The sequence below is a fragment of the Streptomyces sp. URMC 123 genome, assembly GCF_051386515.1.
Classification (GTDB): domain Bacteria; phylum Actinomycetota; class Actinomycetes; order Streptomycetales; family Streptomycetaceae; genus Streptomyces.
This window is the reverse complement of sequence record NZ_JBPQTV010000010.1, coordinates 1-21,959: the sequence shown is the minus strand read 5'-3', so window position 1 is coordinate 21,959 and position 21,959 is coordinate 1. Positions and strand designations below refer to the sequence as shown.

Annotated in this window: 19 protein-coding genes and 1 riboswitch; of the genes, 14 read left to right on the top strand and 5 right to left on the bottom strand. The window is 72.2% G+C overall.

Going from position 1 to position 21,959, the window contains the following annotated elements:
- The first annotated feature begins 112 nt into the window (after window positions 1-112).
- From ACSNOD_RS02910 to cobC, 9 genes are all read left to right on the top strand, one after another.
- Window positions 113-1,360 carry an anion permease gene (locus ACSNOD_RS02910; protein WP_436765110.1) on the top strand — a complete coding sequence of 416 codons (1,248 nt, stop codon included), beginning with the start codon at window positions 113-115 and terminating at the stop codon, window positions 1,358-1,360.
- A gap of 43 nt (window positions 1,361-1,403) precedes the next feature.
- On the top strand, window positions 1,404-1,688 hold the full coding sequence (locus ACSNOD_RS02905; RefSeq protein ID WP_436765109.1) for a hypothetical protein: 285 nt from the start codon (window positions 1,404-1,406) through the stop codon (window positions 1,686-1,688).
- A gap of 183 nt (window positions 1,689-1,871) precedes the next feature.
- A riboswitch (cobalamin riboswitch) is annotated at window positions 1,872-1,996 on the top strand.
- A 125-nt stretch (window positions 1,997-2,121) separates the two neighbouring features.
- On the top strand, window positions 2,122-3,084 hold the full coding sequence (locus ACSNOD_RS02900; protein ID WP_436765108.1) for a cobalamin biosynthesis protein: 963 nt from the start codon (window positions 2,122-2,124) through the stop codon (window positions 3,082-3,084).
- Window positions 3,081-4,595: a cobyric acid synthase gene (locus ACSNOD_RS02895; protein WP_436765107.1), complete on the top strand. Its 1,515-nt coding sequence runs from the start codon at window positions 3,081-3,083 to the stop codon at window positions 4,593-4,595. Before ACSNOD_RS02900 ends, ACSNOD_RS02895 begins: the two co-directional genes overlap by 4 nt.
- 186 nt (window positions 4,596-4,781) lie before the next feature.
- A complete protein-coding gene (locus ACSNOD_RS02890; RefSeq protein WP_436765106.1) occupies window positions 4,782-6,896 on the top strand; it encodes a putative cobaltochelatase in 2,115 nt (704 codons plus the stop codon).
- Window positions 6,896-7,492 (top strand): cob(I)yrinic acid a,c-diamide adenosyltransferase, encoded by a 597-nt coding sequence (gene cobO, locus ACSNOD_RS02885; RefSeq protein WP_436765105.1) that lies wholly within the window; start codon window positions 6,896-6,898, stop codon window positions 7,490-7,492. Before ACSNOD_RS02890 ends, cobO begins: the two co-directional genes overlap by 1 nt.
- Window positions 7,492-8,901: a cobyrinate a,c-diamide synthase gene (locus tag ACSNOD_RS02880; protein WP_436765104.1), complete on the top strand. Its 1,410-nt coding sequence runs from the start codon at window positions 7,492-7,494 to the stop codon at window positions 8,899-8,901. Before cobO ends, ACSNOD_RS02880 begins: the two co-directional genes overlap by 1 nt.
- A gap of 194 nt (window positions 8,902-9,095) precedes the next feature.
- Window positions 9,096-9,620, top strand: coding sequence for a cobalamin biosynthesis protein (locus ACSNOD_RS02875; RefSeq protein WP_436765103.1), 525 nt, complete (start codon window positions 9,096-9,098; stop codon window positions 9,618-9,620).
- Window positions 9,604-10,665: an Rv2231c family pyridoxal phosphate-dependent protein CobC gene (gene cobC, locus ACSNOD_RS02870; RefSeq protein WP_436765102.1), complete on the top strand. Its 1,062-nt coding sequence runs from the start codon at window positions 9,604-9,606 to the stop codon at window positions 10,663-10,665. The genes ACSNOD_RS02875 and cobC overlap by 17 nt, the downstream gene beginning before the upstream one ends.
- A gap of 183 nt (window positions 10,666-10,848) precedes the next feature.
- On the opposite strand, the gene ACSNOD_RS02865 is transcribed toward cobC, so the two are convergent.
- The gene (locus ACSNOD_RS02865) at window positions 10,849-11,940 is read right to left on the bottom strand and encodes an amidohydrolase family protein (protein WP_436765101.1); all 1,092 of its coding nucleotides are present in this window, start codon (window positions 11,938-11,940) and stop codon (window positions 10,849-10,851) included.
- A 440-nt stretch (window positions 11,941-12,380) separates the two neighbouring features.
- Here ACSNOD_RS02865 and ectA point away from each other — a divergent pair, with 440 nt between their 5' ends.
- The 4 genes from ectA to thpD all read left to right on the top strand — a co-directional run bounded on the left by ectA (window position 12,381) and on the right by thpD (window position 15,862).
- Complete coding sequence (ectA, locus tag ACSNOD_RS02860) at window positions 12,381-12,971, top strand: diaminobutyrate acetyltransferase (protein WP_436765100.1); 591 nt, start codon at window positions 12,381-12,383, stop codon at window positions 12,969-12,971.
- A gap of 69 nt (window positions 12,972-13,040) precedes the next feature.
- The gene (gene ectB, locus ACSNOD_RS02855) at window positions 13,041-14,309 is read left to right on the top strand and encodes a diaminobutyrate--2-oxoglutarate transaminase (protein ID WP_436765099.1); all 1,269 of its coding nucleotides are present in this window, start codon (window positions 13,041-13,043) and stop codon (window positions 14,307-14,309) included.
- A 263-nt stretch (window positions 14,310-14,572) separates the two neighbouring features.
- Window positions 14,573-14,971, top strand: coding sequence for an ectoine synthase (locus ACSNOD_RS02850; protein WP_436765098.1), 399 nt, complete (start codon window positions 14,573-14,575; stop codon window positions 14,969-14,971).
- Between the two features lie 3 nt (window positions 14,972-14,974).
- Complete coding sequence (gene thpD / locus ACSNOD_RS02845) at window positions 14,975-15,862, top strand: ectoine hydroxylase (RefSeq protein ID WP_436765097.1); 888 nt, start codon at window positions 14,975-14,977, stop codon at window positions 15,860-15,862.
- A 130-nt stretch (window positions 15,863-15,992) separates the two neighbouring features.
- Here thpD and ACSNOD_RS02840 read toward each other — a convergent pair whose 3' ends face one another.
- The 4 genes from ACSNOD_RS02840 to ACSNOD_RS02825 form a co-directional block, all read right to left on the bottom strand.
- Entirely contained in the window at window positions 15,993-17,054 is a 1,062-nt protein-coding gene (locus ACSNOD_RS02840) for an aminotransferase class V-fold PLP-dependent enzyme (RefSeq protein ID WP_436765096.1), read from the bottom strand.
- 113 nt (window positions 17,055-17,167) lie between these two features.
- On the bottom strand, window positions 17,168-17,827 hold the full coding sequence (locus ACSNOD_RS02835) for a GntR family transcriptional regulator (protein WP_436765095.1): 660 nt from the start codon (window positions 17,825-17,827) through the stop codon (window positions 17,168-17,170).
- Between the two features lie 202 nt (window positions 17,828-18,029).
- On the bottom strand, window positions 18,030-19,574 hold the full coding sequence (locus ACSNOD_RS02830) for an aldehyde dehydrogenase (NADP(+)) (RefSeq protein ID WP_436765094.1): 1,545 nt from the start codon (window positions 19,572-19,574) through the stop codon (window positions 18,030-18,032).
- Between the two features lie 271 nt (window positions 19,575-19,845).
- On the bottom strand, window positions 19,846-21,054 hold the full coding sequence (locus ACSNOD_RS02825; RefSeq protein WP_436765093.1) for a serine hydrolase domain-containing protein: 1,209 nt from the start codon (window positions 21,052-21,054) through the stop codon (window positions 19,846-19,848).
- A gap of 371 nt (window positions 21,055-21,425) precedes the next feature.
- Between ACSNOD_RS02825 and ACSNOD_RS02820 the strand changes: the two genes are divergently transcribed.
- Window positions 21,426-21,959, top strand: a 534-nt coding sequence (locus tag ACSNOD_RS02820; RefSeq protein ID WP_436765092.1) for a TerD family protein, incomplete at its 3' end; no start/stop codon positions are given.

Genomic DNA, 21,959 nt, shown 5'->3' with positions numbered 1-21,959 from the left:
TGCGGGCATCCAGAGAGGGCGGCACCGCAACGCCTAGCCCAGTTCACCTTCCGTTCACCAAAAGTCCCTACGGTCGCCGTGCCACTGACCACCAAACTGATTGCCTGGGTGAATGGAAAACATCACGCTTCTCATCGGGATCGTGATCATCACGGCCTTGGTGTTCGACTTCACGAACGGCTTCCACGACACAGCCAACGCCATGGCCACGACCATCTCCACCGGGGCACTCAAGCCCAAGGCTGCGGTGGCGATGTCGGCGGTCCTCAACCTCGTCGGAGCGTTCCTCTCCGTCGAGGTCGCCAAGACGATCTCCGGCGGCATCATCGACGAGAGCGCCGGCGTCCAACCAGAAGTGATCTTCGCGGGTCTGGTCGGCGCGATCGTCTGGAACCTGCTGACGTGGCTCGCGGGCCTGCCCTCGAGCTCCTCGCACGCTCTGTTCGGCGGTCTCATCGGGGCCACCCTCGTCGCGGTCGGCATGGACGGCGTCAACGCCGACAAGATCGTCATGAAGGTGCTGATCCCGGCAGTGGCCGCGCCGATCGTCGCGGGACTGGCCGCCACGGCCGCCACACGGCTCACCTACCGCCTGGCTCGCGGCCGCGACCCCCAGGACACCGCCAAGGGCTACCGGGCCGGCCAGATCGCCTCGGCGGCCCTGGTCTCCCTCGCCCACGGCACCAACGACGCGCAGAAGACCATGGGCGTGATCACCCTCGCGCTGGTCACCGGCGGCGTGCTCGTCCCGAACTCCGACCCGCCGATGTGGGTCATCGTCTCGGCCGGTGTGGCGATCGCCCTGGGCACCTACCTGGGCGGCTGGCGGATCATCCGCACCCTCGGCAAGGGGCTCACCGACATCCAGCCGCCGCAGGGCTTCGCCGCCCAGACCGGCGCCGCGACGGTCATCCTCGCCTCCTCGCACCTCGGCTTCGCGCTCTCCACCACGCAGGTCTGCTCCGGCTCGGTGATGGGCGCCGGCCTCGGCCGCAAGGGCGGCGTGGTCCGCTGGTCCACCGCCACCCGGATGATCATCGCCTGGGGCCTGACGCTGCCGGCCGCAGGACTGGTCGCGGGCGGCGCGGCGCTCCTCGCCCAGCAGGGTGACTGGGGTGTCACCACCGTCGCCGTCCTGGCCGTCATCGCCTGCGGTGCCATCTGGGCGGCCTCGCGCCGCAAGCCGGTCGACCACACCAACGTCAACGAGCTCGACGCCGAGCCCGACGGCGTGGTGACCGCGGCGATCAAGACCGTCGCCCCGCCGCCGGCCGGCGTGCTGACCGCCCCCGAGCCGGTGGGCGTCCTCCCCCACCAGACGACGGCCCCGGCCCCTGCGGCCGAGCGGGTCACGGCCTGACGGCCGCCCCCGGCACGACACGAGAAGCCAAGGAAGCAACCACATGAGCATCGACTGGGCAGCACTCGGCCAGGTCTTCGGCGTCAGCCTCATCGTGACCGTCGGCGTCGTCGGATTCTTCACCCTCGGAATCGTCGGCACCTCGCGCAAGACGCGGCCCGCCGGGCCGCAGGACTCCGCGCAGGCCTCGGCCCGGATGCATGTGCAGCCCGACGGCACGGTGGCGGTGTCCACCAGCCCGACCGCTGCGGCGCGCGCCGGCGCGTACGCCTGCTTCGCGCTGTGCGCGGCGGCCGTGGCCTACGGCATCTTTCTGATCGTCTCCTGACAGCGATCCCCTCTCACAGCCTCCGCCCCGCCGGATGGCGAAGCGCCGACCAGGACTTCGCCATCCGGCGGGGCGCGTTGTCGTCGTCGGGAAGGCCCGCGCGCCCTCCCCGCCCCAGGTCAAGGCAAGTTGACGGGCCTTCGCGGCCCATGGTGGACTGCCGGGGCCAAACGGCGGCAGGAGAGGAAGCCGGTGCGAATCCGGCGCGGTCCCGCCACTGTCACCGGGGAGCGATCCCCCACCGGAGCCACGGCCCGTACTGCGGGCTGGAAGGCCGGGGGAGATGCCGATCCGGGAGCCAGGAGACTCTCACCGCCGGTCACGTCGATCCAGGGCGCGGACCCTGAGTGAGGACACACCACCATGCCCGGCTGCCGTCGAACGCCCACCCCGATATCCCCGTTCCACCGAGGCACGACGGCGGTCTGACCGGATGCGTGCCGACCTCGCCACCTTCGCCGGCGGCGCGGCCCTCGGATTCATCGGTGACCTCCTCGTGGGTGACCCACGCCGCGGGCATCCCGTCGCCGCCTTCGGGCGGGCCGCGGGAGCCGTCGAGGGCTTGCTCTGGCGCGACCACCGCGCTGTCGGAGCCCTGCACACCGTTCTGTGCGCGGGCGGAGCCGCGGTTGCCGCGGGAGCGCTCTCGCGCGCCGTACGGCGCTCACCCGCCGCGTCGACCGTACTGACCGCCGCCGCCACCTGGGCCGTCCTCGGCGGGACGTCGCTGCGCCGTGAGGCCCGTGCCATCGGCGGGGCCCTGGCCGCGGGCGACATCGAGGTGGCGCGGGAGAGACTGCCGCACCTGTGCGGCCGCGACCCGCAGGCCCTCGACGGGCAGCAGATCGCCCGTGCCGTGGTCGAATCCGTGGCCGAGAACACCTCGGACGCCGTCGTGGGCGCCCTGGTGTGGGGCGCGGCGGCGGGCGTTCCCGGCCTGGTCGGCTTCCGCGCGGTCAACACGCTCGACGCCATGGTCGGCCACAAGTCCCCGCGGTACCGGCGCTTCGGCTGGGCCTCCGCCCGGCTTGACGACGCCGTGGGGTTCCCGGGGGCGCGGCTGACCGCCGTACTGACGGCCGTCGCCGGGCCGGACCCACGGGGCGCCTGGCGCGTGCTGCGCCGTGACGCGCGCAAGCACCCCAGTCCCAACGCGGGCCCCGTGGAAGCCGCCTTCGCGGGCGCGCTGGGCGTTCGGCTGGGCGGCACCCTCGCATACGCAGGGCGCGTGGAGCACCGCCCCGTACTGGGCGAGGGCAACCGTCCTGTGACCGTGGACGACATCGAGCGCGCCGTGCGGCTGGCGCGGCGGGTGAACGTACTGGCCCTCGGCGTGTGCGTCGGTGGCCGGCTGGCGTGGGGAGCGCTGCGGCGCGCGGGAAAGGGGCGGGCGTGAACGGCGGCAAAGGGCTGTTGATCGCCGGGACGACATCGGACGCCGGCAAGAGCGTCGTCACGGCGGGGATCTGCCGCTGGCTGACGCGCCGGGGTGTGAAGGTCGCCCCGTTCAAGGCACAGAACATGTCACTGAACTCGTTCGTGACGCGCGAGGGCGCGGAGATCGGGCGAGCGCAGGCCATGCAGGCGGCGGCGGCCCGGGTCGAACCCTCGGCGCTGATGAACCCCGTACTGCTCAAGCCGGGCAGCGACCGCAGCAGTCAGGTCGTGCTGCTGGGCAAGCCGGTCGGAGAACTGAGCGCGCGGGGTTACCACGCGGGGCGCCAGGAGCAGTTGCTGGGCACCGTACTGGAGTGTCTGGAGGAGCTGCGGAGCACGTACGACGCGGTGATCTGCGAGGGCGCGGGAAGCCCTGCCGAGATCAACCTCCGGCGCACCGACATCGTCAACATGGGCATCGCGCGGGCGGCCCGGCTGCCCGTACTGGTGGTCGGTGACATCGACCGGGGCGGCGTCTTCGCGTCCTTCTTCGGCACGACGGCCCTGCTCAGCCGCGAGGACCAGCCATTGGTGGCCGGATATCTGGTCAACAAGTTCCGCGGCGACGTCACCCTGCTGGAGCCCGGCCTCGACATGCTGTACGACCTCACGGGCCGGCGGACCTTCGGCGTCCTGCCGTACCAGCACGGCCTGGGCATCGACGAGGAGGACGGTCTGCGCGTATCGCTCCGGGGCACCGTGCGGGAGTCCACGGTCGCGCCTCCGCACGGCGAGGACGTGCTGAGGGTCGCGGTGGCCGCCGTGCCCCTCATGTCGAACTTCACGGACGTGGACGCGCTGGCCGCCGAGCCGGGCGTGGTGGTCCGGTTCGTGGACCGCCCGGAGGAGTTGTCCGACGCAGACCTCGTGGTGCTGCCGGGCACCCGAGGCACCGTACGGGCGCTGGCCTGGCTGCGGGAGCGCGGGCTCGCCGACGCGGTGGCGCGGCGGGCCGCCGAGGGGCGCCCGGTGCTGGGCATCTGCGGCGGCTTCCAGATGCTGGCCCGGACCATCGAGGACGAGGTGGAGTCACGGGCCGGAACGGTGGACGGGCTCGGGCTGCTGCCCGTACGGGTCCGGTTCGCGGCGGAGAAGACGCTCGCGCGCCCCGTGGGTGAGGCCTACGGCGAGCACGTGGAGGGCTACGAGATCCACCATGGCGTCGCCGAGGTCGAGGAGGGGGACGAGTTCTTCCTGGACGGATGCCGGGTCGGCGCCGTGTGGGGCACCCACTGGCACGGCTCGCTGGAGAGCGACGGGTTTCGGCGTGCCTTTCTGCAGAAGGTGGCCGCCGCAGCCGGCCGTCGGTTCATACCGGCCCCCGACACGTCTTTCGACACCCTCCGGGAAGAGCAGTTGGACCGCCTGGGCGACCTGATCGAAGAGCACGCGGACACCGACGCGCTGCTCCGGCTGATCGAGGCGGGGGCGCCGTCCGGACTGCCCTTCATACCGCCCGGCGCGCCGTGAGGGCCGCCACCGTGGGGGCTCCATGAGGACGACGCACCCCGTCACGGCCGCCACTGACGGCGGTGGTGGCCTACCCACGCACGCCGCATGGCCCCGGCGCCATGACCGACCTGCCGAACCCGACGTCGAGACGCCGAGGCGGCTCGCTACGCCCCATTCGATGCTGGGCCACCTGGAGGGCACCGTATGAGCACCACCGTCCCGCACTACCCGTTCACCGCGGTCGTCGGCATGGACGATCTACGGCTGGCTCTGCTCCTGAACGCCGTCTCCCCCGCGGTTGGCGGAGTACTGGTGCGCGGCGAGAAGGGAACCGCGAAGAGCACTGCCGTGCGCGCGCTGGCAGCACTGATGCCGCCGGTCGACGTCGTGCCCGGCTGTCGGTTCTCCTGCGATCCGGCGGCTCCGGACCCGGCGTGCCCGGACGGCCCCCATGAGGCGGCCCAGGGCGTTTCCCGGCCGGCCCGGATGGTGGAACTGCCCGTCGGTGCCTCCGAGGACCGGCTGGTGGGCGCCCTGGACATCGAGCGGGCCCTGTCCGAGGGCAAGAAGGCCTTCGAACCGGGGCTGCTGGCGGACGCGCACCGCGGCGTCCTGTACGTGGACGAGGTCAACCTCCTTCACGACCACCTGGTCGACCTCCTGTTGGACGCCGCGGCCATGGGCGCCTCGTACGTGGAGCGCGAGGGCGTGTCAGTACGGCACGCGGCGCGCTTCCTCCTCGTGGGCACGATGAACCCCGAAGAGGGTGAGCTGCGTCCGCAGTTGCTCGACCGGTTCGGCCTCACCGTCGAGGTGGCGGCGTCACGGGAGCCCGATCAGCGGGTGGAGGTCGTCCGGCGGCGTCTGGCGTACGACGAGGACCCTGCCGGCTTCTCGGCGCGCTGGGAGGCCGAGGAGAGCGCGTTGCGGGAGCGGATCGCGGCGGCGCGCACGCTGCTGCCGTCCGTGAAGCTGGGGGACGACGCCCTCCGGCAGATAGCCGCCGTGTGCGCGGCGTTCGAGGTCGACGGGATGCGTGCGGACATCGTGACCGCGCGCACGGCGACCGCTCTGGCGGCGTGGGACGGCCGTACGGAGGTCCGCACCGAGGACGTACGGCAGGCCGCGCTGCTGTCGCTGCCTCACCGGCGTCGGCGCAACCCCTTCGACGCTCCAGGGCTGGACACCGAGAAGCTCGACCGGACACTGGACGAGTTCGACGGCGGCGACAACGACCCGGAACCGGACGGCCCCCAGCCGGATGGCCCTGACGGCGGCCCCGATGGCGGTCCTGACGGCGGGGGCGGCCTGCCGCCCGCGGACGGGCCGCAGGAGCCGCAGGGACCGCAAGAACGACAGGAGCCCGGGGCGGCGGATGAGGCGCGCGAGACGCCCGACCGGCCTTCTCGTCCCGAACCCGCCCCGAACGACTCCGCCCCGCACGACACGGAGAGCCATGGCACCGGCGGCCAGGGCGGCGGCGAGCAGGGCGCTGTCGCCGCGGCGGAACCGTTTCGGGCCCGCGTCCTGAGCGTGCCCGGACTGGGCGAAGGCGCTGCCGGCCGGCGCTCCCGCGCCCGTACGGCGCACGGTCGCACCACGGGTGCGCACCGGCCACGGGGAGCGCTCACCAAGCTGCATTTGGCGGCGACCGTACAGGCGGCGGCGCCGCATCAGCACGCGCGTGGCCGGCGGGGGCCCGGCCTGGTGGTTCGCCGTGACGATCTGCGGCAGGCCGTCCGGGAAGGGCGGGAGGGCAATCTGGTGCTGTTCGTCGTGGACGCCTCGGGCTCCATGGCGGCGCGGAAGCGGATGAGTGCCGTGAAGGGCGCCGTACTGTCGTTGCTGCTGGACGCCTACCAGCGGCGCGACAAGGTGGGCCTGGTGACGTTCCGGGGCAGTTCGGCGGAGGTGGCGCTGCCTCCGACGTCGTCCGTGGAGGCGGGCGCCGCGCGTCTGGAGGCGCTGCCGACCGGCGGGCGTACACCGCTTGCCGCAGGACTGTTGAAGGCGCGCGAGGTGCTCCGCGTGGAGCGGCTTCGCGACCCGTCGCGGCGGCCGCTGCTGGTGACGGTGACGGACGGGCGCGCGACCGGCGGTCCGGAGCCCGTGGCGCTGGCCTCGCGGGCCGCACGGCTGCTGGCCGCCGAGGGCACCGCGTCCGTCGTCGTGGACTGCGAGTCCGGGCCGGTGCGGCTCGGGCTGGCCGGCGCGCTCGCGCGGGATCTGGGCGGGCCCGCGGTGACACTTGACGAGCTGCGGGCGGACAGCGTCGCGGCTCTCGTACGTAACGTCCAGGGAACCCGGAGGGCCGCGTAATGCCACAAGGACAGCCGCCCGTCGTGCCGAACGACGGCTTGACCACCCGCCAGCGCCGCAATCGGGCGCTGCTGATCGTCCACACGGGCGTCGGGAAGGGAAAATCCACTGCCGCTTTCGGCTTGGCTCTGCGAGCATGGAACCAATCGTGGCCGGTGGGAGTTTTTCAGTTCGTCAAGTCCGCGAAGTGGCGGGTCGGCGAGGAGCGCGCGCTGCGTGTCCTCGGTGACTCCGGCGAGGGGGGGACCGTCGCATGGCACAAGATGGGGCAGGGCTGGTCCTGGGTCCAGCGGGACATCGCTTCCAGCGAGGAGGCGGCGGTCGAGGGGTGGGAGCAGGTCAAGCGCGACCTGACTGCGGAGACATATCGGCTCTACGTCCTCGACGAGTTCACGTACCCCATGCACTGGGGATGGATCGACACTGACGAGGTCGTGTCGGTGCTGCGCGAGCGCTCCGGCACCCAGCACGTCGTCATCACGGGCCGCAACGCGCCTGAGAAGCTGGTGGACGCGGCGGATCTGGTCACGGACATGTCCAAGGTCAAGCATCCGATGGACGCCGGTCAGAAGGGCCAGAAGGGCATCGAGTGGTGATGTCCGCGTCGACTCCGCGGCTCGTCGTCGCCGCTCCGGCGTCCGGCAGCGGAAAGACGACCGTCGCGACGGGTTTGATGGCCGCTTTCACGGAGCTTGGCATGTCCGTGTCCCCGCACAAGGTGGGACCGGACTACATCGACCCGGGCTACCACGCCCTGGCGGCGGGCCGCCCGGGCCGCAACCTGGACGCGATGCTGTGCGGGCCGGAGCTGATCGCTCCGCTCTTTGCGCATGGTTCGCGGGGTTGCGACGTGGCCGTGATCGAGGGGGTGATGGGCCTCTACGACGGAGCGGCCGGCCGGGGCGAGTTGGCCTCGACGGCGCACGTGGCGAAGCTGCTGCGCGCTCCCGTCGTTCTGGTCGTGGACGCCTCCTCGCAGTCGCGCTCGGTCGCGGCACTGGTGCACGGCTTCGCCTCATGGGACCCGCAGGTGCGGATCGGCGGAGTGATCCTGAACAAGGTCGGCTCGGACCGGCACGAGCAACTCCTGCGCGAGGCCCTGGAGGAATCTGGCGTCCCGGTCATGGGAGTGCTGCGCAGGGAACAGCGCGTCCGTACGCCGTCCCGGCACCTGGGCCTGGTGCCCGTGGCCGAGCGCCACTCGGACGCCCTGGAGGCGGTGCGGGCGATGGCCGCCCACGTCCGGCAGGGGTGCGATCTGGAAGCGCTGCTGGCGCTGGCACGCAGCGCTCCTCCGGTGACGGGCCCGGTGTGGAGCGCGGCGGAGGCCCTGGCGGCCACGCCGCCGCAGAGTGCCCCGGCCTCTCCCGAGCTGGCTTCTGTCCCTGCGGGGACGGCGAGCCGGCTGCGTCCCGTGGTGGCTCTCGCCGGCGGTCCGGCGTTCACGTTCTCCTATGCCGAGCATGCCGAGTTGCTGGAGGCGGCGGGCGCCGAAGTGGTCTCGTTCGACCCGCTGCGGGACGAGAGGCTGCCGGAGGGCACGGCCGGGCTGGTGATCGGGGGCGGCTTTCCGGAGGTGTACGCGCCGGAGCTGTCGGAGAACGAACTGTTGCGGAAGGCGGTCGCCGAGCTGGCCGCATCCGGCGCGCCGGTCGCTGCGGAATGTGCGGGATTGTTGTATTTGGCCCGGTCCATCGACGGCAAGCCGATGTGCGGTGTGCTCAGCGCCGACGCCCGGATGTCGGAGCGCCTGACGCTGGGCTATCGCGAAGCGGTGGCGGTGACGGCGAACGCGCTGGTCCCCGCCGGTGCGCGGGTGCGGGGTCACGAGTTCCACCGGACCGTCCTCGAACCTGGCGCGGGCGCCGACCCGGCGTGGGGCTTCACCCACCCGGAGCGCAGGGTCGAGGGGTTTGTGCAGCGGGGGGTCCATGCGTCATACCTCCATGTGCACTGGGCCGCCTCACCCGGGATGGCCCGTAGGTTCGTGGCGGGGTGCGCCTGATGCCGGACGGCGCCCGGTCCGACGGCGAGGGGGCGACCGCGATCCGTACGGGTTCGCGGTCGCCGCTGTCGCCTTCCGGTACGCGCGCGGGTTCGGCCAGTGCACCCGCCCGGCCGGTGGGTGGAGCGGGAGGCCCTGAGGCCACGGCGTCGGCCGTTGAGGCCGGGGGCGCGGGAGGGGGCGTTCCGCGGCAGGTGCCTGCTCTGGTTGTCGGCGTGGGCGGTGGCAGCGGTGTGGGGCCGGAGGAGGTGCTGGCGCTCGTCCACCGGGTGCTGGCCGAGGCAGGGAGCTCGGCCAGCGACCTGGCCGCGTTGGCGACCGTGGAGGCGAAGGCGGCGGAAGGCGGTCTGATCGAGGCGGCCGAGCGGTTGGGCGTGCCCCTCCGGACGTTCCCGGCGGGGATGCTCGCCCTGGTCGAGGTCCCGAATCCGTCGCGGACACCCCTGGCCGCCGTCGGCACGCCGAGCGTCGCGGAGGCGGCCGCCCTGGCCGCTTCCGACGGCGGCGCGCTGCTGGTGTCCAAGCGGAAGTCGGTGGCGGTGGGCGGAGGCCCGGCCAAAGCCACGGCAGCGGTCGCGCGCCGGGCGTTGCCCGCGCATGTCCGGGGCACCGCCTGCGCGATGGAGCGCGCGCCCGACACCGCTCCCCCGTCGCCCACTCACTCCGACGCCCGTACTCATCACCAGCACCCCCACGGCGGCCATGCTCACGCCCTCTGACGATCAGCAGCACGACCTGCGTCACCACGGTGACGCCGAAGTCCGCGGCCTGTCCTCGGAGATGACGGACCTCGCGGTCAATGTCCGGTCCGACACTCCCCCTGCCTGGCTCAAGGAACGGATCGCCGCTTCTCTGGACGGACTGGCCGCCTATCCGGACGGCAGGGCCGCTCGTGAGGCCGTCGCGGCGCGGCATGGCGTGTCCAGTGAGCGAGTCCTGCTGACGGCCGGGGCGGCGGAAGCGTTCGTGCTGATCGCTCGCGCTGTGGAGGCACGCCGGCCCGTGGTGGTGCACCCGCAGTTCACGGAGCCGGAGGCGGCGCTGCGCGATGCCGGCCGGCCGGTGGAGCGCGTTCTGCTGACGGCGGAGGACGGCTTCCGCCTGCGGGCCGGCGCCGTGCCCGAGGACGCGGACCTGGTCGTCGTCGGTAACCCCACCAATCCGACGTCCGTACTGCACCCGGCAGCGGCACTGGCCGCGCTGGCCCGCCCGGGCCGTGTCCTGGTCGTGGACGAGGCGTTCATGGACGCCGTGCCGGGTGAGCGGGAGTCCCTTGCGTCCCGGACCGATCTCCCCGGGCTTGTGGTGCTGCGCAGCCTCACCAAGACCTGGGGTCTGGCAGGACTGCGGATCGGTTACGTCCTGGCGGAGCCGCGGGTCATCGGCGCCCTGGAGCGGGCCCAGCCCCTGTGGCCGGTGTCGACGCCCGCACTGGCCGCCGCGGAGGCGTGTTGCGGCCCGGAGGCGCTGGCGGAGGCTTCGGAGGCGGCGCAGCGGATCGAGGACAACCGCGCTCACCTGGTGGCGCGGCTGGCAGAGCTCCCCGAGGTGACGGTGGCCGGTCCCGCGGCCGGGCCCTTCGTTCTCGTACGGCTGGCGGGGGCCGACGTGGTGCGGGCCCGGTTGCGGGCAAGGGGCTTCGCGGTGCGCAGGGGCGATACTTTCCCTGGGCTCGGTCAGGACTGGTTGAGGCTGGCGGTGCGCGATGCCGAGGTCACCGATCGCTTCGTGGAAGCGCTGGCCAAGAGTTTGATCGACCGCTGACCTTCGCCTCACCGTGCAGGGGCCCGGCACGGCGGTGAGCTGGCTCGGCACGCCCCTCTCGCGTCCGCCGGTGTCCTCTCCCGCCCCGCGAAGGAACGTTTCCCCAGCTCTCTGTCGAGCGTTCCCTGCCGAACCGGAGCGCCGGTTCGGCAGGGCGGCAGTGCCGTTCCTGTGGTGCGCGCCTCAGCCGATGACCCGTCCCCGGAGCACGACGCGCTTCGGGGCGGCCAGCACCCGCACGTCCGCGCGCGGGTCGGCGTTGTAGACGACCAGGTCCGCCGATGCCCCCTCGTCGAGGCCCGGGCGCCCCAGCCAGCGCCGGGCGCCCCATGTGGTGGCCGAAAGGGCCGCCGCGGGCGGAATCCCCGCCTTGACCAGTTCGGCGACCTCGGCGGCGACCAGGCCGTGCGCGAGTGACCCACCGGCGTCGGTGCCCACGTACACCGGCACCCCGGCGTCGTACGCCGAGCGCACCGTGTCGTAGCGGCGCTCGTGCAGTCGGCGCATGTGGTCGGCCCAGCGCGGGAACTTCGCCTCGCCTCCGGCCGCCAGTTTGGGGAAGGTCGCGATGTTGACGAGCGTCGGGACGATGGCCACGCCGCGCTCGGCGAACAGCGGGATGGTGTCCTCCGTCAGTCCTGTGGCGTGTTCGACGCAGTCGATGCCCGCCTCGACCAAGGGGGCGAGCGACTCCTCCGCGAAGCAGTGGGCGGTGACGCGCGCCCCGAGCCGGTGTGCTTCGGCGATGGCCTCCTCGACCGCTCCCCGGGGCCAGCAGGCGCCCAGATCGCCGGTCTCGCGGTCGATCCAGTCCCCGACGAGTTTCACCCACCCGTCGCCGCGCTTGGCTTCCTGGGCGACGTAGGCCACGAGGTCTTCCGGCTCGACCTCGTGGGCATAGTTGCGGATGTAGCGCTTGGTGCGGGCGATGTGGCGGCCGGCGCGGATGATGCGCGGCAGGTCCTCCCGGTCGTCGATCCAGCGGGTGTCCGACGGGGAGCCCGCGTCACGCAGGAGGAGGGCTCCCGCGTCCCGTTCGGTCAACGCCTGCTGTTCGCTGACAGCCGACTCGACCGGGCCATGGGCGTCGAGACCTACGTGGCAGTGTGCGTCGACCAGCCCGGGCAGCACCCAGCCCGACAGCGTCTGGATCTCCCGTGCGCCCGGTGGGCGCGTGTAGGAGATCCGGCCCTCCACGATCCACAACTCGTCACGGACGTCCTCGGGCCCGACGAGCACCCGCCCCTTGATGTGCAGCACCGCGCTATCGCTCATGGCACGCACTGTACGAGTCGGCCGCCGACGGCGGTACGGGGACCGGGAGCCGGGGTCACCGACGGCATCGAATGGCAATCCTTCTATGCAGCGAAGACAATTCCACCATCCCCTCGGACACCTTCTTTGGGATACACGAATGCCCTTTATCCAATTTCCCGGAACCCTGACTCCAGGATCGCTCCTTCCCGCTTTCGTCGCCTCCAAACGCATGAGTTTCATTAAGAGTGCGAACCCCGATCCTCGCGCCGCACCAGGGTCTGGCGGCGCTGTGATGGACTCCACAATCCGGTCCGATTCGCCCTTAATTTTCAGGACAATAGACGCAAATCTCGGACCCCTCGCGCGGGCACGTATCCGCGCGATAACACAGGCTCCCGACTCCCGGGAAGCCCTGTCGACGATGCATTTTGCATTCGGCATGGGTAAATTCATTTCGCATGACCGCCGCACAAGCACACCTTGTACGCGCCCACTCCCACCTCGGCCGGCCAGGCCGCACGGAAGGGTCCTTCCGTGAAATGCCGGAAGGCCTGGAGCTCGATACGCCGCACGTCGAGGACGGCGCCGCGATCTGGCGCATCGCCCGCGATTCGCGGGTGCTCGACCTCAACTCCTCGTACAGCTATCTGCTCTGGTGCCGCGATTTCGCCGCCACGTCCGTGGTGGCGCGCGGCGCGGACGGTGAACCGGTGGGCTTCGTCACCGGCTACATACGCCCCGATCGCCCCGAGACGCTCGTGGTCTGGCAGGTGGCCGTCGATCACGCGCAGCGCGGGCGCGGGCTGGCGGGCGCCCTCCTGGACGGCCTGACCGCGCGCGTCGTGGACACGCTGGGCGTCAGCCGTGTCGAGACGACGATCACGCCGGGCAACGTCGCGTCGAAGCGCCTGTTCACCTCGTACGCCGAGCGCCACGGCGCCTCGCTGGAGCGTGAGGTGCTGTTCGACGGCGGGCTGTTCCCCGACGGCGGCCACGAGCCCGAGGTGCTGTACCGGATCGGCCCCGTGGCCAGTACGGCTGTCTTCTAGCGGCGTGCCCGTTCCTTCCTCTCCTCCGCCTCAGTCCTGTCGTTCGATGACCACCCCCAGGAGCACGCCATGACCATCACCCCGCCCGCCCTGAGCGTCTTCGAGACTCTCGAGTCCGAGGTCCGCAGTTACTGCCGCAGCTGGCCCGCCGTCTTCGACCGCGCCAAGGGCGCCCACATGTTCGACGAGGACGGTCATGTCTACCTCGACTTCTTCGCCGGCGCGGGAGCGCTCAACTACGGCCACAACAACCCGGTGCTCAAACGCGCGCTCATCGACTATCTGGAACGCGACGGCGTCACCCACGGCCTCGACATGGGCACCACCGCCAAGCGCGCCTTCCTGGAGTCCTTCCAGAACACCGTTCTGCGGCCGCGTGATCTGCCGTACAAGGTGATGTTCCCGGGGCCGACGGGCACCAACGCCGTCGAGGCGGCGCTGAAGCTGGCCCGCAAGGTCAAGGGCCGCGAGTCGATCGTGAGCTTCACCAACGCCTTCCACGGCATGTCGCTCGGGTCCCTCGCGGTCACCGGCAACGCCTTCAAGCGGGCCGGCGCGGGCATCCCGCTGGTGCACGGCACGCCGATGCCGTTCGACCACTACCTGGACGGCCAGGTGCCGGACTTCCTGTGGTTCGAGCGGCTGTTGGAGGACCAGGGGTCGGGGCTCAACCGGCCGGCCGCTGTCATCGTCGAGACGGTGCAGGGCGAGGGTGGCATCAATGTGGCCCGGCCCGAGTGGCTGCGGGGTCTCGCCGATCTGTGCGAGCGACGCGACATGCTGCTGATCGTGGACGACATCCAGATGGGCTGCGGCCGTACGGGCGCCTTCTTCTCCTTCGAGGAGGCGGGCATCACCCCCGACATCGTGACGCTGTCGAAGTCCATCAGCGGCTACGGCCTGCCCATGTCCCTCACCCTCTTCAAGCCCGAGCTCGACGTGTGGGAGCCCGGCGAGCACAACGGGACCTTCCGGGGCAACAATCCCGCCTTCGTCACCTCCGCGGCCGCGCTGGAGGCCTACTGGGCCGACGGCCAGATGGAGAAGCAGACGCTGCTCCGGGGCGAGCAGGTGGAGCAGACCCTCCGCGCGATCTGCGCGGAGCACGAGTCGCTCGGGGCCCGCTACCGCGGTCGTGGGCTGGTGTGGGGCCTGGAGTTCGACGACGTGACCCGGGCGAGCGCCGTGTCCTCCCGGGCGTTCGAGCTCGGTCTGCTGGTCGAGACCTCGGGCCCGCAGAGCGAGGTCGTCAAGCTGCTGCCGCCGCTGACCATCTCCGCCGACGAGCTGGACGAGGGCTTGCGCACCTTGGCCCGCGCCGTGCGCGAGACCGCCTGACGAGCACCGCCCCGCCGAGGACCGTCCTGCCGAGCACCGCCCCGCCGAGGACCGTCCTGCCGAGCACCGCCCCGCCGAGGACCGTCCTGCCGAGCGCCGTTCTGACGAACGCCGCCCCGACAAGCACCGTACGGTCGCCGGCCGGCTCCGTACTGCGTGCCGACCCGCCGCTCGTCCGTACGGAGCGAGCCGGCCGCTCCTGAGCGTCGGCGCACGACCGATGGCGACATACGAACAGAGAACAGAGAAAGGCTCGACTCACCGTGATTGTTCGATCATTCCAGGACATCGAGGGCACCGACCGCGACGTGACCGCCAAGAGCGGCACCTGGCGCAGCAAGCGCATCGTGCTCGCCAAGGAGGGGGTGGGCTTCTCCCTGCACGAGACCACCCTGTACGCGGGGACGGAGACGTCGATGTGGTACGCGAATCACATCGAGGCGGTGCTGTGTGTCGAGGGCGAGGCCGAGCTCACCAATGACGAGACGGGTGAGAAGCACTGGATATCGCCCGGGACGATGTACCTCCTCGACGGCCACGAGCGCCACACCCTTCGCCCGAAGACCGACTTCCGCTGCGTGTGCGTCTTCAACCCGCCGGTGACCGGACGGGAGGACCACGACGAGAACGGTGTCTACCCGCTGCTCACCGAGGAGGTGTGAGCGATGACGACCATGACCGATCTGTACCCGACCCGTCTCGCCAACGAAGTGATCACGCCTCGTATGGACCCGGTGGTCTGGTCCGAGCCCGGCGCTCCCGGGCCGATCTCCGCGGATCACCTGCGCGACTTCGATCGGGACGGCTTCCTGACCGTCGACCAGCTCATCACGCCGGACGAGGTCGCGGTCTACCGCGCCGAGCTGGACCGGCTGATCAACGACCCGGCGGTGCGGGCCGATGAGCGGTCGATCGTGGAGCCGGCCTCCAAGGACGTGCGGTCGGTGTTCGAGGTGCACCGGATCAGTGAGGTGTTCGCCGAGCTCGTCCGTGACCCGCGAGTGGTGGGCCGCGCACGGCAGATCCTCGGTTCGGACGTGTATGTGCACCAGAGCCGGATCAACGTCAAGCCGGGGTTCGGTGCCTCGGGCTTCTACTGGCACTCGGACTTCGAGACCTGGCATGCCGAGGACGGTCTGCCGGCCATGCGTACGGTCTCGGTCTCGATCGCGCTGACGGAGAACTACGACACCAACGGCGGCTTGATGATCATGCCGGGGTCGCATCGGACGTTCCTCGGCTGTGCGGGTGCCACGCCCAAGGACAACTACAAGAAGTCCTTGCAGATGCAGGACGCGGGTACGCCGTCCAACGAGGCGCTGTCGGAGCTCGCCGGCCGCCACGGCATCAAACTGTTCACCGGTCCGGCCGGCTCCGCGACGTGGTTCGACTGCAACTGCATGCACGGCTCGGGCGACAACATCACCCCGTTCCCGCGCAGCAACGTCTTCATCGTCTTCAACAGTGTGGAGAACAAGGCCGTGGAGCCGTTCGCGGCGCCGGTACGGCGGCCGGAGTTCATCGGTGCGCGGGACTTCACCCCGGTGAGGTGACGGGGCGCCGTACGGGCGGCCGCGCCGGCCCGTGGGCGCCCTGGGACGGGCCCCTGGTTGTGAGCCCGTCCCAGGGCGCCCACGGGGCCGTTCAGAGCCAGGTGGGGGCGGGGCGCCGCAGCGGGGGCTGTCAGCCTCCGTACTGTGCGAGGGCCTCCAGAGCGCGGTCGACATCGTCGGAGGTGTTGTAGAGGTGGAAGGACGCCCGTAGGTTGCCGGCTCGGGCGGAGACCACGACACCGGCCGCCCGCAGTGTTTCCTGGGCGCTGCCCAGGCCGGGCACTGCGACGATCGCGGACGGCCCGGGCAGCGGCTTGTGGCCCATGGCCGTCAGTTCGGTGCGAAAGCGGTCGGCGAGTGACAGGTTGTGCTCGCGGATCACCGGGACGCCGATGCTCTCGATGAGCTCCAGGCAGTGGTGGGCCGCGAGGTAGGAGAGGTTGGGGCTCTCGTCGTAGCGGCGGCCAGAGGAGGCGAGGGCGACCACGCCGTACACGCTGTCGGCCAGGTCGTCACCGGCGCACCAGCCGGCGTGGAGGGGCGTCAGGTCGGCGAACGCCCGGTCGAGCGGGGGGATGACGAGGAAGGACACACCGCGCGGGCAGAGGAGCCATTTGAAGCCGCCGCAGACGGTGTAGTCGTCGTCGGCCGCGTCCAAGGGGAGCCATCCGGCGGACTGGGTCGCGTCGACGAGGGTTTGAGCGCCGTGGGCGCGTGCGGCCGCACGGATGGCGGTCAGGTCCGCGAGGCGGCCGTCCGCGGATTGGACGCGGCTGACCGCGACCAGCGCGGTGGTGCTCCGTACGGCCGATGCGAGGTCGTCGAGCGGCACGCTGCGCAGTCGGAGGTCGGGCCGTACGGCGAAGGGGTTGATCAGGGAGCTGAAGTCGCCGTCGGCCACCAGGACCTCGGCTCCGGAGGGCAGGGCGGTGGCGATCATTCCGATGTGGACGGCGACAGAACTGCCGAGCGCCACCCGTTCGATCGGCACTCCGGCGAGGCGGGCGAAGCCGGCGCGGGCGGCGGCCCTGGCCTCGAACACGTCGGCCTGTGAGGGTTCGCCGGTGGCCGTCGCGTCGACGGCGGCCTTGAGGGCGGACGCCGCGTGGACCGGCAGCAGGCCGGCGGAGGCGGTGTTGAGGTAGGTGTTCGGCCGTGGTGCGAACGCGGCGCCGCCCGGACTGGTCTCCATAACCGTCAACTATGGGTGACGCCGATCCTGTCGTCCATGGCGTTTCGGCTGGGCGTTCCAGCCCCGGCGCAGGACTTGTCGGGGGCCCGGCGCGGCCCGGCCCGAGCGCGCGGTCAGAGGTCGGCCGGGCGGGGCAGGGCGAAGTCGTCGCCGACGCCGAGCCGACGCAGGACCTCGGACATGTGTGCGTGCAGCAGCTGGCGGGCCTGTCCGCCGCGGCCGCGGATCAGGGCCTGGGCGATCTCCGTGTGCTCGGCGGTGTCGCGCGCCGCGTAGCCGGGCCCGGTGGTGGAGGCCGCGGCGATGCGTACCTGCCATTCCCAGAGGGTGGTGAACATGGCCGATACGACGTGGTTGCCGGCGGAGCGCACGAGCCGGGTGTGGAAGGCCCGGGCGTCCTCGAGGGCGTCCTGGGGGGTTTCCACGTCGCGGATGTCGGCGATCAGCTCTTCGCCGAGCGTTCGCAGGGCGGTGCGGCCGCGGGCCGCCACGGAGTCGAGGGCGAAGACTTCGAGCAGCAGTCGGGCCTCCATCACCGCCCGGGCCTCGTCGAGGGTGACCGGCAGGACGAGCGCGCCGCGCTTGGGGTACAGCCGCAGATAGCCCTCGGCCTGGAGGCGCAGGAATGCCTCGTGGACCGAAAGGCGCGGCAAATCCAGCTCGGCGGCGACGGTCTCTTCGGAGATCACCGAGCCGACGTCGAGCCGCCCGTCCATCAGGCGTGCTTTCACGTGGTCGTATGCCTGATCGATCCCAAAGGGAACATGCGACATGTCCCTATTGTCCACGCCGTTCCCGGCGAGGCGGGAATCCCGGCGCCCCAGGGCTGCTCCCGGACGGGCCTCTGACGGCTTCCGCGCTCCTCCCCGGCCGGGGCAGGGCCGCCCAGAGGCTGTGCGGGGCCGTGCGGGGCCGTACGGCGCCCCTCACGGGCCCGTGGGCGGCCCGCGGGTCGCGGCGGGGCCACCCGGCGCCTCAGGCCTCCAGGCGTCCGTTCACGCGCCGCGGCAGCCCCAGCGGGTTGCCGTCCCGCAGCTCCGCGGGGAGCAGCGGGGAGGGCGTGCCCTGGTAGACCACGGGTCGCAGCCAGCGTTCGATCGCGGTGGCGCCCACGGAGGTGGAGGTCGAGGTGGTGGCCGGGTAGGGGCCGCCGTGGTGCTGGGCGGGGGCGACGGCCACTCCTGTCGGCCAGCCGTTGACGAGGACGCGCCCGGCGAGCGGGGTGAGTGCGGCGAGCAGGCGGGCGGCGGGGCCGTTCTCCTGGGTGGCCTCGGCGTCACCGAGGTGGACGGTGGCCGTCAGGCTGCCCGGCAGCCGTTGAAGGACGGCGGAGGCCTCCGTCTCGTCCGCGTACCGGGCGACGACGGTGACGGGTCCGAAGCATTCCTCCAGCAGTACGGCGTGGGGGCCGCCGGTGGTGAGGTGAGCGGCGGGAACGGTGAGGAATCCGGCGGTGACGGCGTTCGGGCCGCTCTCCCCGGGGGCGACGGGGCTCTCGACGTCGGGCAGGGTGGCGCGGGCCCGTGCGCCGTCGAGGAAGGCGTCGCGCATCCGCGCGTCGAGCAGTACTCCCGCATCGGCGGTCCCGAGGGCTGTGGTGAGGGCCTTCAGCAGGCGGTCGCCGCTCTCGTCGGCAGGGGCCAGGACCAGCCCCGGCTTCACGCAGAACTGTCCGGTGCCGAGGGTCACGGAGGCGGCGAGGCCCTCGGCGATGGGTTCGGCGCGTTCGCGGGCGGCGGACCGGGTGATCAGAACGGGGTTGAGGCTGCCGAGTTCGCCATGGAAGGGGATGGGCGTGGGGCGGGCGGCCGCGGCGTCGAAGAGGGCCCGCCCGCCGCGTACGGAGCCGGTGAAGCCGGCTGCCGCGACGAGGGGGTGCCGCACCAGGTCCAGGCCGGCGTCGAAGCCGTGCACCAGCCCCACGACGTCCTCCGGGAGCCCGTGGCGGGCCGCGGCCCGGCGCAGGACGGCCGCGCACCGTTCGGATGTCGCCGGGTGGTCGGGGTGTGCCTTGACGACCACGGGGCAGCCCGCGGCGAGGGCGCTCGCGGTGTCCCCTCCGGGGACGGAGAAGGCGAGGGGGAAGTTGCTGGCCGCGTAGACGGCGACCACGCCCAGGGGGATCTTGTAGCGGCGCAGATCGGGTCGGGGCACCGGAACGGCCTGGGGGTCGGCGTGGTCGATGCGGACATCGAGGAACGATCCTTCCTCGATGTCCTCGGCGAAGCAGCGGAGTTGGTAGGCGGTGCGGGCCAGTTCGCCCGTGAGGCGCGTCGTCCCCAGCGCGGTTTCGGCGTCGGCTGTGGCGATGACGGGTTCGGCCTCCCGTTCCAGCAGGTCCGCGGCAGTACGGAGGAAGGCGGCGCGGACGCTCCGGTCGGCGAGCGCGTCGCGTGCGGCGTGGGCCGCCCGGACGGCCCGGTCGACGTCCTCGGGACCGGCTTCCGTTCCAACGCGCTGGCGGCGCCTCCCTGTTCGTGGGTCCACGCTCCAGACCGGTGCTGCCGCCGCCGATGTCACCGCAAGTCCCTCCTGCTGCCACCTATCGAACGCTGTTCGATGCGCTGAACGGCTTCCCTGATGATGAAGTCTTGCGGGGTCTTCTTTCTATTTCCGGTCGGATGAGGGGGTCAAGGGTCGCGCGGAGCGCGGTTACGCGGTGGCCGGCCTCGCCCTGGTGACCCGCAGGCTCCGGCAGTCCCGCGGCCCGGTCTGGCAGTCCTGCGGCCCGCTCCGCCAGCCGCCCACGGCCGGGCCTTCAGTTCTGCGGCCCGGTCCGGCAGTGCTGTGGTCAGTCCCGCGGCCGGTCCGCCGCGCCGCCGGTCGCGCAGGCGCGGACCGCTCGCGCGAGGCGTACGGCGTCGTCGCCGACGCCCCGCGGGCAGGGGAAGCGCCGCCGGGTGTAGCCGAAGGCCAGCGCGGCCCGTGGATCGGCGAACGCGACGGAGCCGCCGGCGCCGTCGTGGCCGAAGGCGCCCGCGCCGAGGAACGGGAGCCTGGTCTCATAGGTCTGGAAGCCGAGGCCGAAGGTGCGGTGCTCGCCCAGGACGAGGTCGTGGCCGCAGGAGTGGATCTGGGCCGCCTCGGCCGCCATGGCCGGCGTCAGGAGCGGCGGTCGTCCGTCGACCGTACTGATGGCCGCCGCGTATGCGCGGGCGAGCCCGCGGGCGCTCGCGACACCTCCGACGGACGCGGGGCCGGCGGCGCGTACGGCGCGCAGGTTCGGCAGGGCCTCCAAGGCGGGGGCGTCCGGGTGGTGCTCGTTGAAGGCGATGCCGCGCAGGCTGTCGGGGGCGTACGCGGTCTCCTCCGCCGCGCCCTCCGCCGCGCCGCCGCGATCCGCCGGGGAGAGGGCGGGCAGGATGTCCAGGACTCGGTGCTCCTCGGCCGCGGGCAGGCCCAGGTGGAAGTCGAGGGCGCGGGTCCGGCGGATGTGAACGTCGTAGAAACGCTGCAGCGTCAGTCCTGTGGTGCGGTACACCAGTTCGCCGATGAGGGCGCCGATGACGAGCGCGTGATAGCCGTGGGCGGCTCCCGGCCGCCAGTACGGGCGCTGCCGCGCCAGCCGTTCGGCGATCACACGGTCGTCGGCCAGTTCGTGCGGTGCGAAACCGGTGTCGGTGCCGATCACCCCCGCGCGGTGCGCGAGGAGCTCCCGTACGGTGATCGCGCCCTTGCCCTCGGCGGCGAACTCGGGCCAGTAGTGGCGCACCGTACGGTCGAGGGCGAGCGTGCCGTCCTGGGCGAGGAGCGCCGTGACCAGGTAGGCGGCGCCCTTGGTGGAGGAGAACACACCGAGGAGACAGTCGGCCGTCATCCCGGGGCCGCCCCACAGGTCTACGACCCGCTCTCCGCCGACATGGGCGGCCAGCTGTGCGGCGTGGCCGGGGTCCGCGGCGAGCACCGCGGCGAACGTCTCGCGTACTGGTTCGTAGCCGACCGCGACGGTTCCCTGGACGGCTGACGGGGCGCGGTCCCGTGTGAGCGTCTCACTGGTCATCGGCAACCCTTTCGCGATCACTTGTCGGCCAGCATCGGCCGGCGGGGCGGCCGGGTGCCGCTCAGGGCGCGTGGCGCCGCGCGGCCCACCGGCCCCGGGAAGGGCCCAGGGGGCCGCTCAGGCGCGTCGGTGGCCATCCGGTAACGCGGGACGACCGTACCGCCGTGCGGCCGCCGCCAGCCCGCCTATGGCTCCGGCGCGCCCCCGGAATGCCTCCGGGGCGCACGCTCTCCACGGCAGGGCTTACCGGCGCCCGTGCGCTCGGCCACGAGCCGCACAGGCGGCCGGAGCGAACCCGGGCTGACCCACTGCGGCACGCCCACGGGAGGACGGTCAAGGAACCGTAAAGCGGCGCCGTTCGTTATCCCGTCATGACCGCAATGACCCCTGGCTCGAACATTCCGCTCTCCGTTCCGCGCGTGACGGTGGACGTCAGCGCGCCCGTACGGCTCGACGTGTCCGGTCTGCTGCTCACGGCCGACGGCAAGGTCCGTTCGGACGACGACTTCGTCTTCTACAACCAGCCGTCCGGCCCCGGCGTGACGTACCGCTCCGGTGGCGGCTCCGCCCCGGATTCGGTCAGTGTGGACACGGCGGCGGTGCCGGCCGACATCGACAGGATCGTGGTGACCGCCAGCCTGGACGCGCCGGGGGCGACGTTCGCGGGCACCGAGCCCACGGCCACGGTGCGCAGTACGGATGACGGCTCCGTCCTGGCCACGTTCACGCCGCCCGGACTGGGCGCGGAGACCGCCCTGGTGGTCATGGAGGTCTACCGCCGCCAGGGAGCCTGGAAGGTGCGGGCCGTCGGCCAGGGGTACGCCAATGGGCTCGCGGGCATCGCCACCGACTTCGGGGTGAGCGTCGAGGAACCCTCGGCGCCCGCCGCCACGCCCACCCCGACC

What these genes read in the sequence shown, in the direction of transcription:
- ACSNOD_RS02910 (WP_436765110.1), top strand. Translation starts at nt 113, where the DNA reads ATGGAAAACATCACGCTTCTCATCGGGATCGTGATCATCACGGCCTTG.
- ACSNOD_RS02905 (WP_436765109.1), top strand. Translation starts at nt 1,404, where the DNA reads ATGAGCATCGACTGGGCAGCACTCGGCCAGGTCTTCGGCGTCAGCCTC.
- ACSNOD_RS02900 (WP_436765108.1), top strand. Translation starts at nt 2,122, where the DNA reads ATGCGTGCCGACCTCGCCACCTTCGCCGGCGGCGCGGCCCTCGGATTC.
- ACSNOD_RS02890 (WP_436765106.1), top strand. Translation starts at nt 4,782, where the DNA reads ATGAGCACCACCGTCCCGCACTACCCGTTCACCGCGGTCGTCGGCATG.
- cobO (WP_436765105.1), top strand. Translation starts at nt 6,896, where the DNA reads ATGCCACAAGGACAGCCGCCCGTCGTGCCGAACGACGGCTTGACCACC.
- ACSNOD_RS02880 (WP_436765104.1), top strand. Translation starts at nt 7,492, where the DNA reads ATGTCCGCGTCGACTCCGCGGCTCGTCGTCGCCGCTCCGGCGTCCGGC.
- cobC (WP_436765102.1), top strand. Translation starts at nt 9,604, where the DNA reads ATGCTCACGCCCTCTGACGATCAGCAGCACGACCTGCGTCACCACGGT.
- ACSNOD_RS02865 (WP_436765101.1), bottom strand. Translation starts at nt 11,940, where the DNA reads ATGAGCGATAGCGCGGTGCTGCACATCAAGGGGCGGGTGCTCGTCGGG.
- ectA (WP_436765100.1), top strand. Translation starts at nt 12,381, where the DNA reads ATGACCGCCGCACAAGCACACCTTGTACGCGCCCACTCCCACCTCGGC.
- ectB (WP_436765099.1), top strand. Translation starts at nt 13,041, where the DNA reads ATGACCATCACCCCGCCCGCCCTGAGCGTCTTCGAGACTCTCGAGTCC.
- thpD (WP_436765097.1), top strand. Translation starts at nt 14,975, where the DNA reads ATGACGACCATGACCGATCTGTACCCGACCCGTCTCGCCAACGAAGTG.
- ACSNOD_RS02840 (WP_436765096.1), bottom strand. Translation starts at nt 17,054, where the DNA reads ATGGAGACCAGTCCGGGCGGCGCCGCGTTCGCACCACGGCCGAACACC.
- ACSNOD_RS02835 (WP_436765095.1), bottom strand. Translation starts at nt 17,827, where the DNA reads ATGTCGCATGTTCCCTTTGGGATCGATCAGGCATACGACCACGTGAAA.
- ACSNOD_RS02825 (WP_436765093.1), bottom strand. Translation starts at nt 21,054, where the DNA reads ATGACCAGTGAGACGCTCACACGGGACCGCGCCCCGTCAGCCGTCCAG.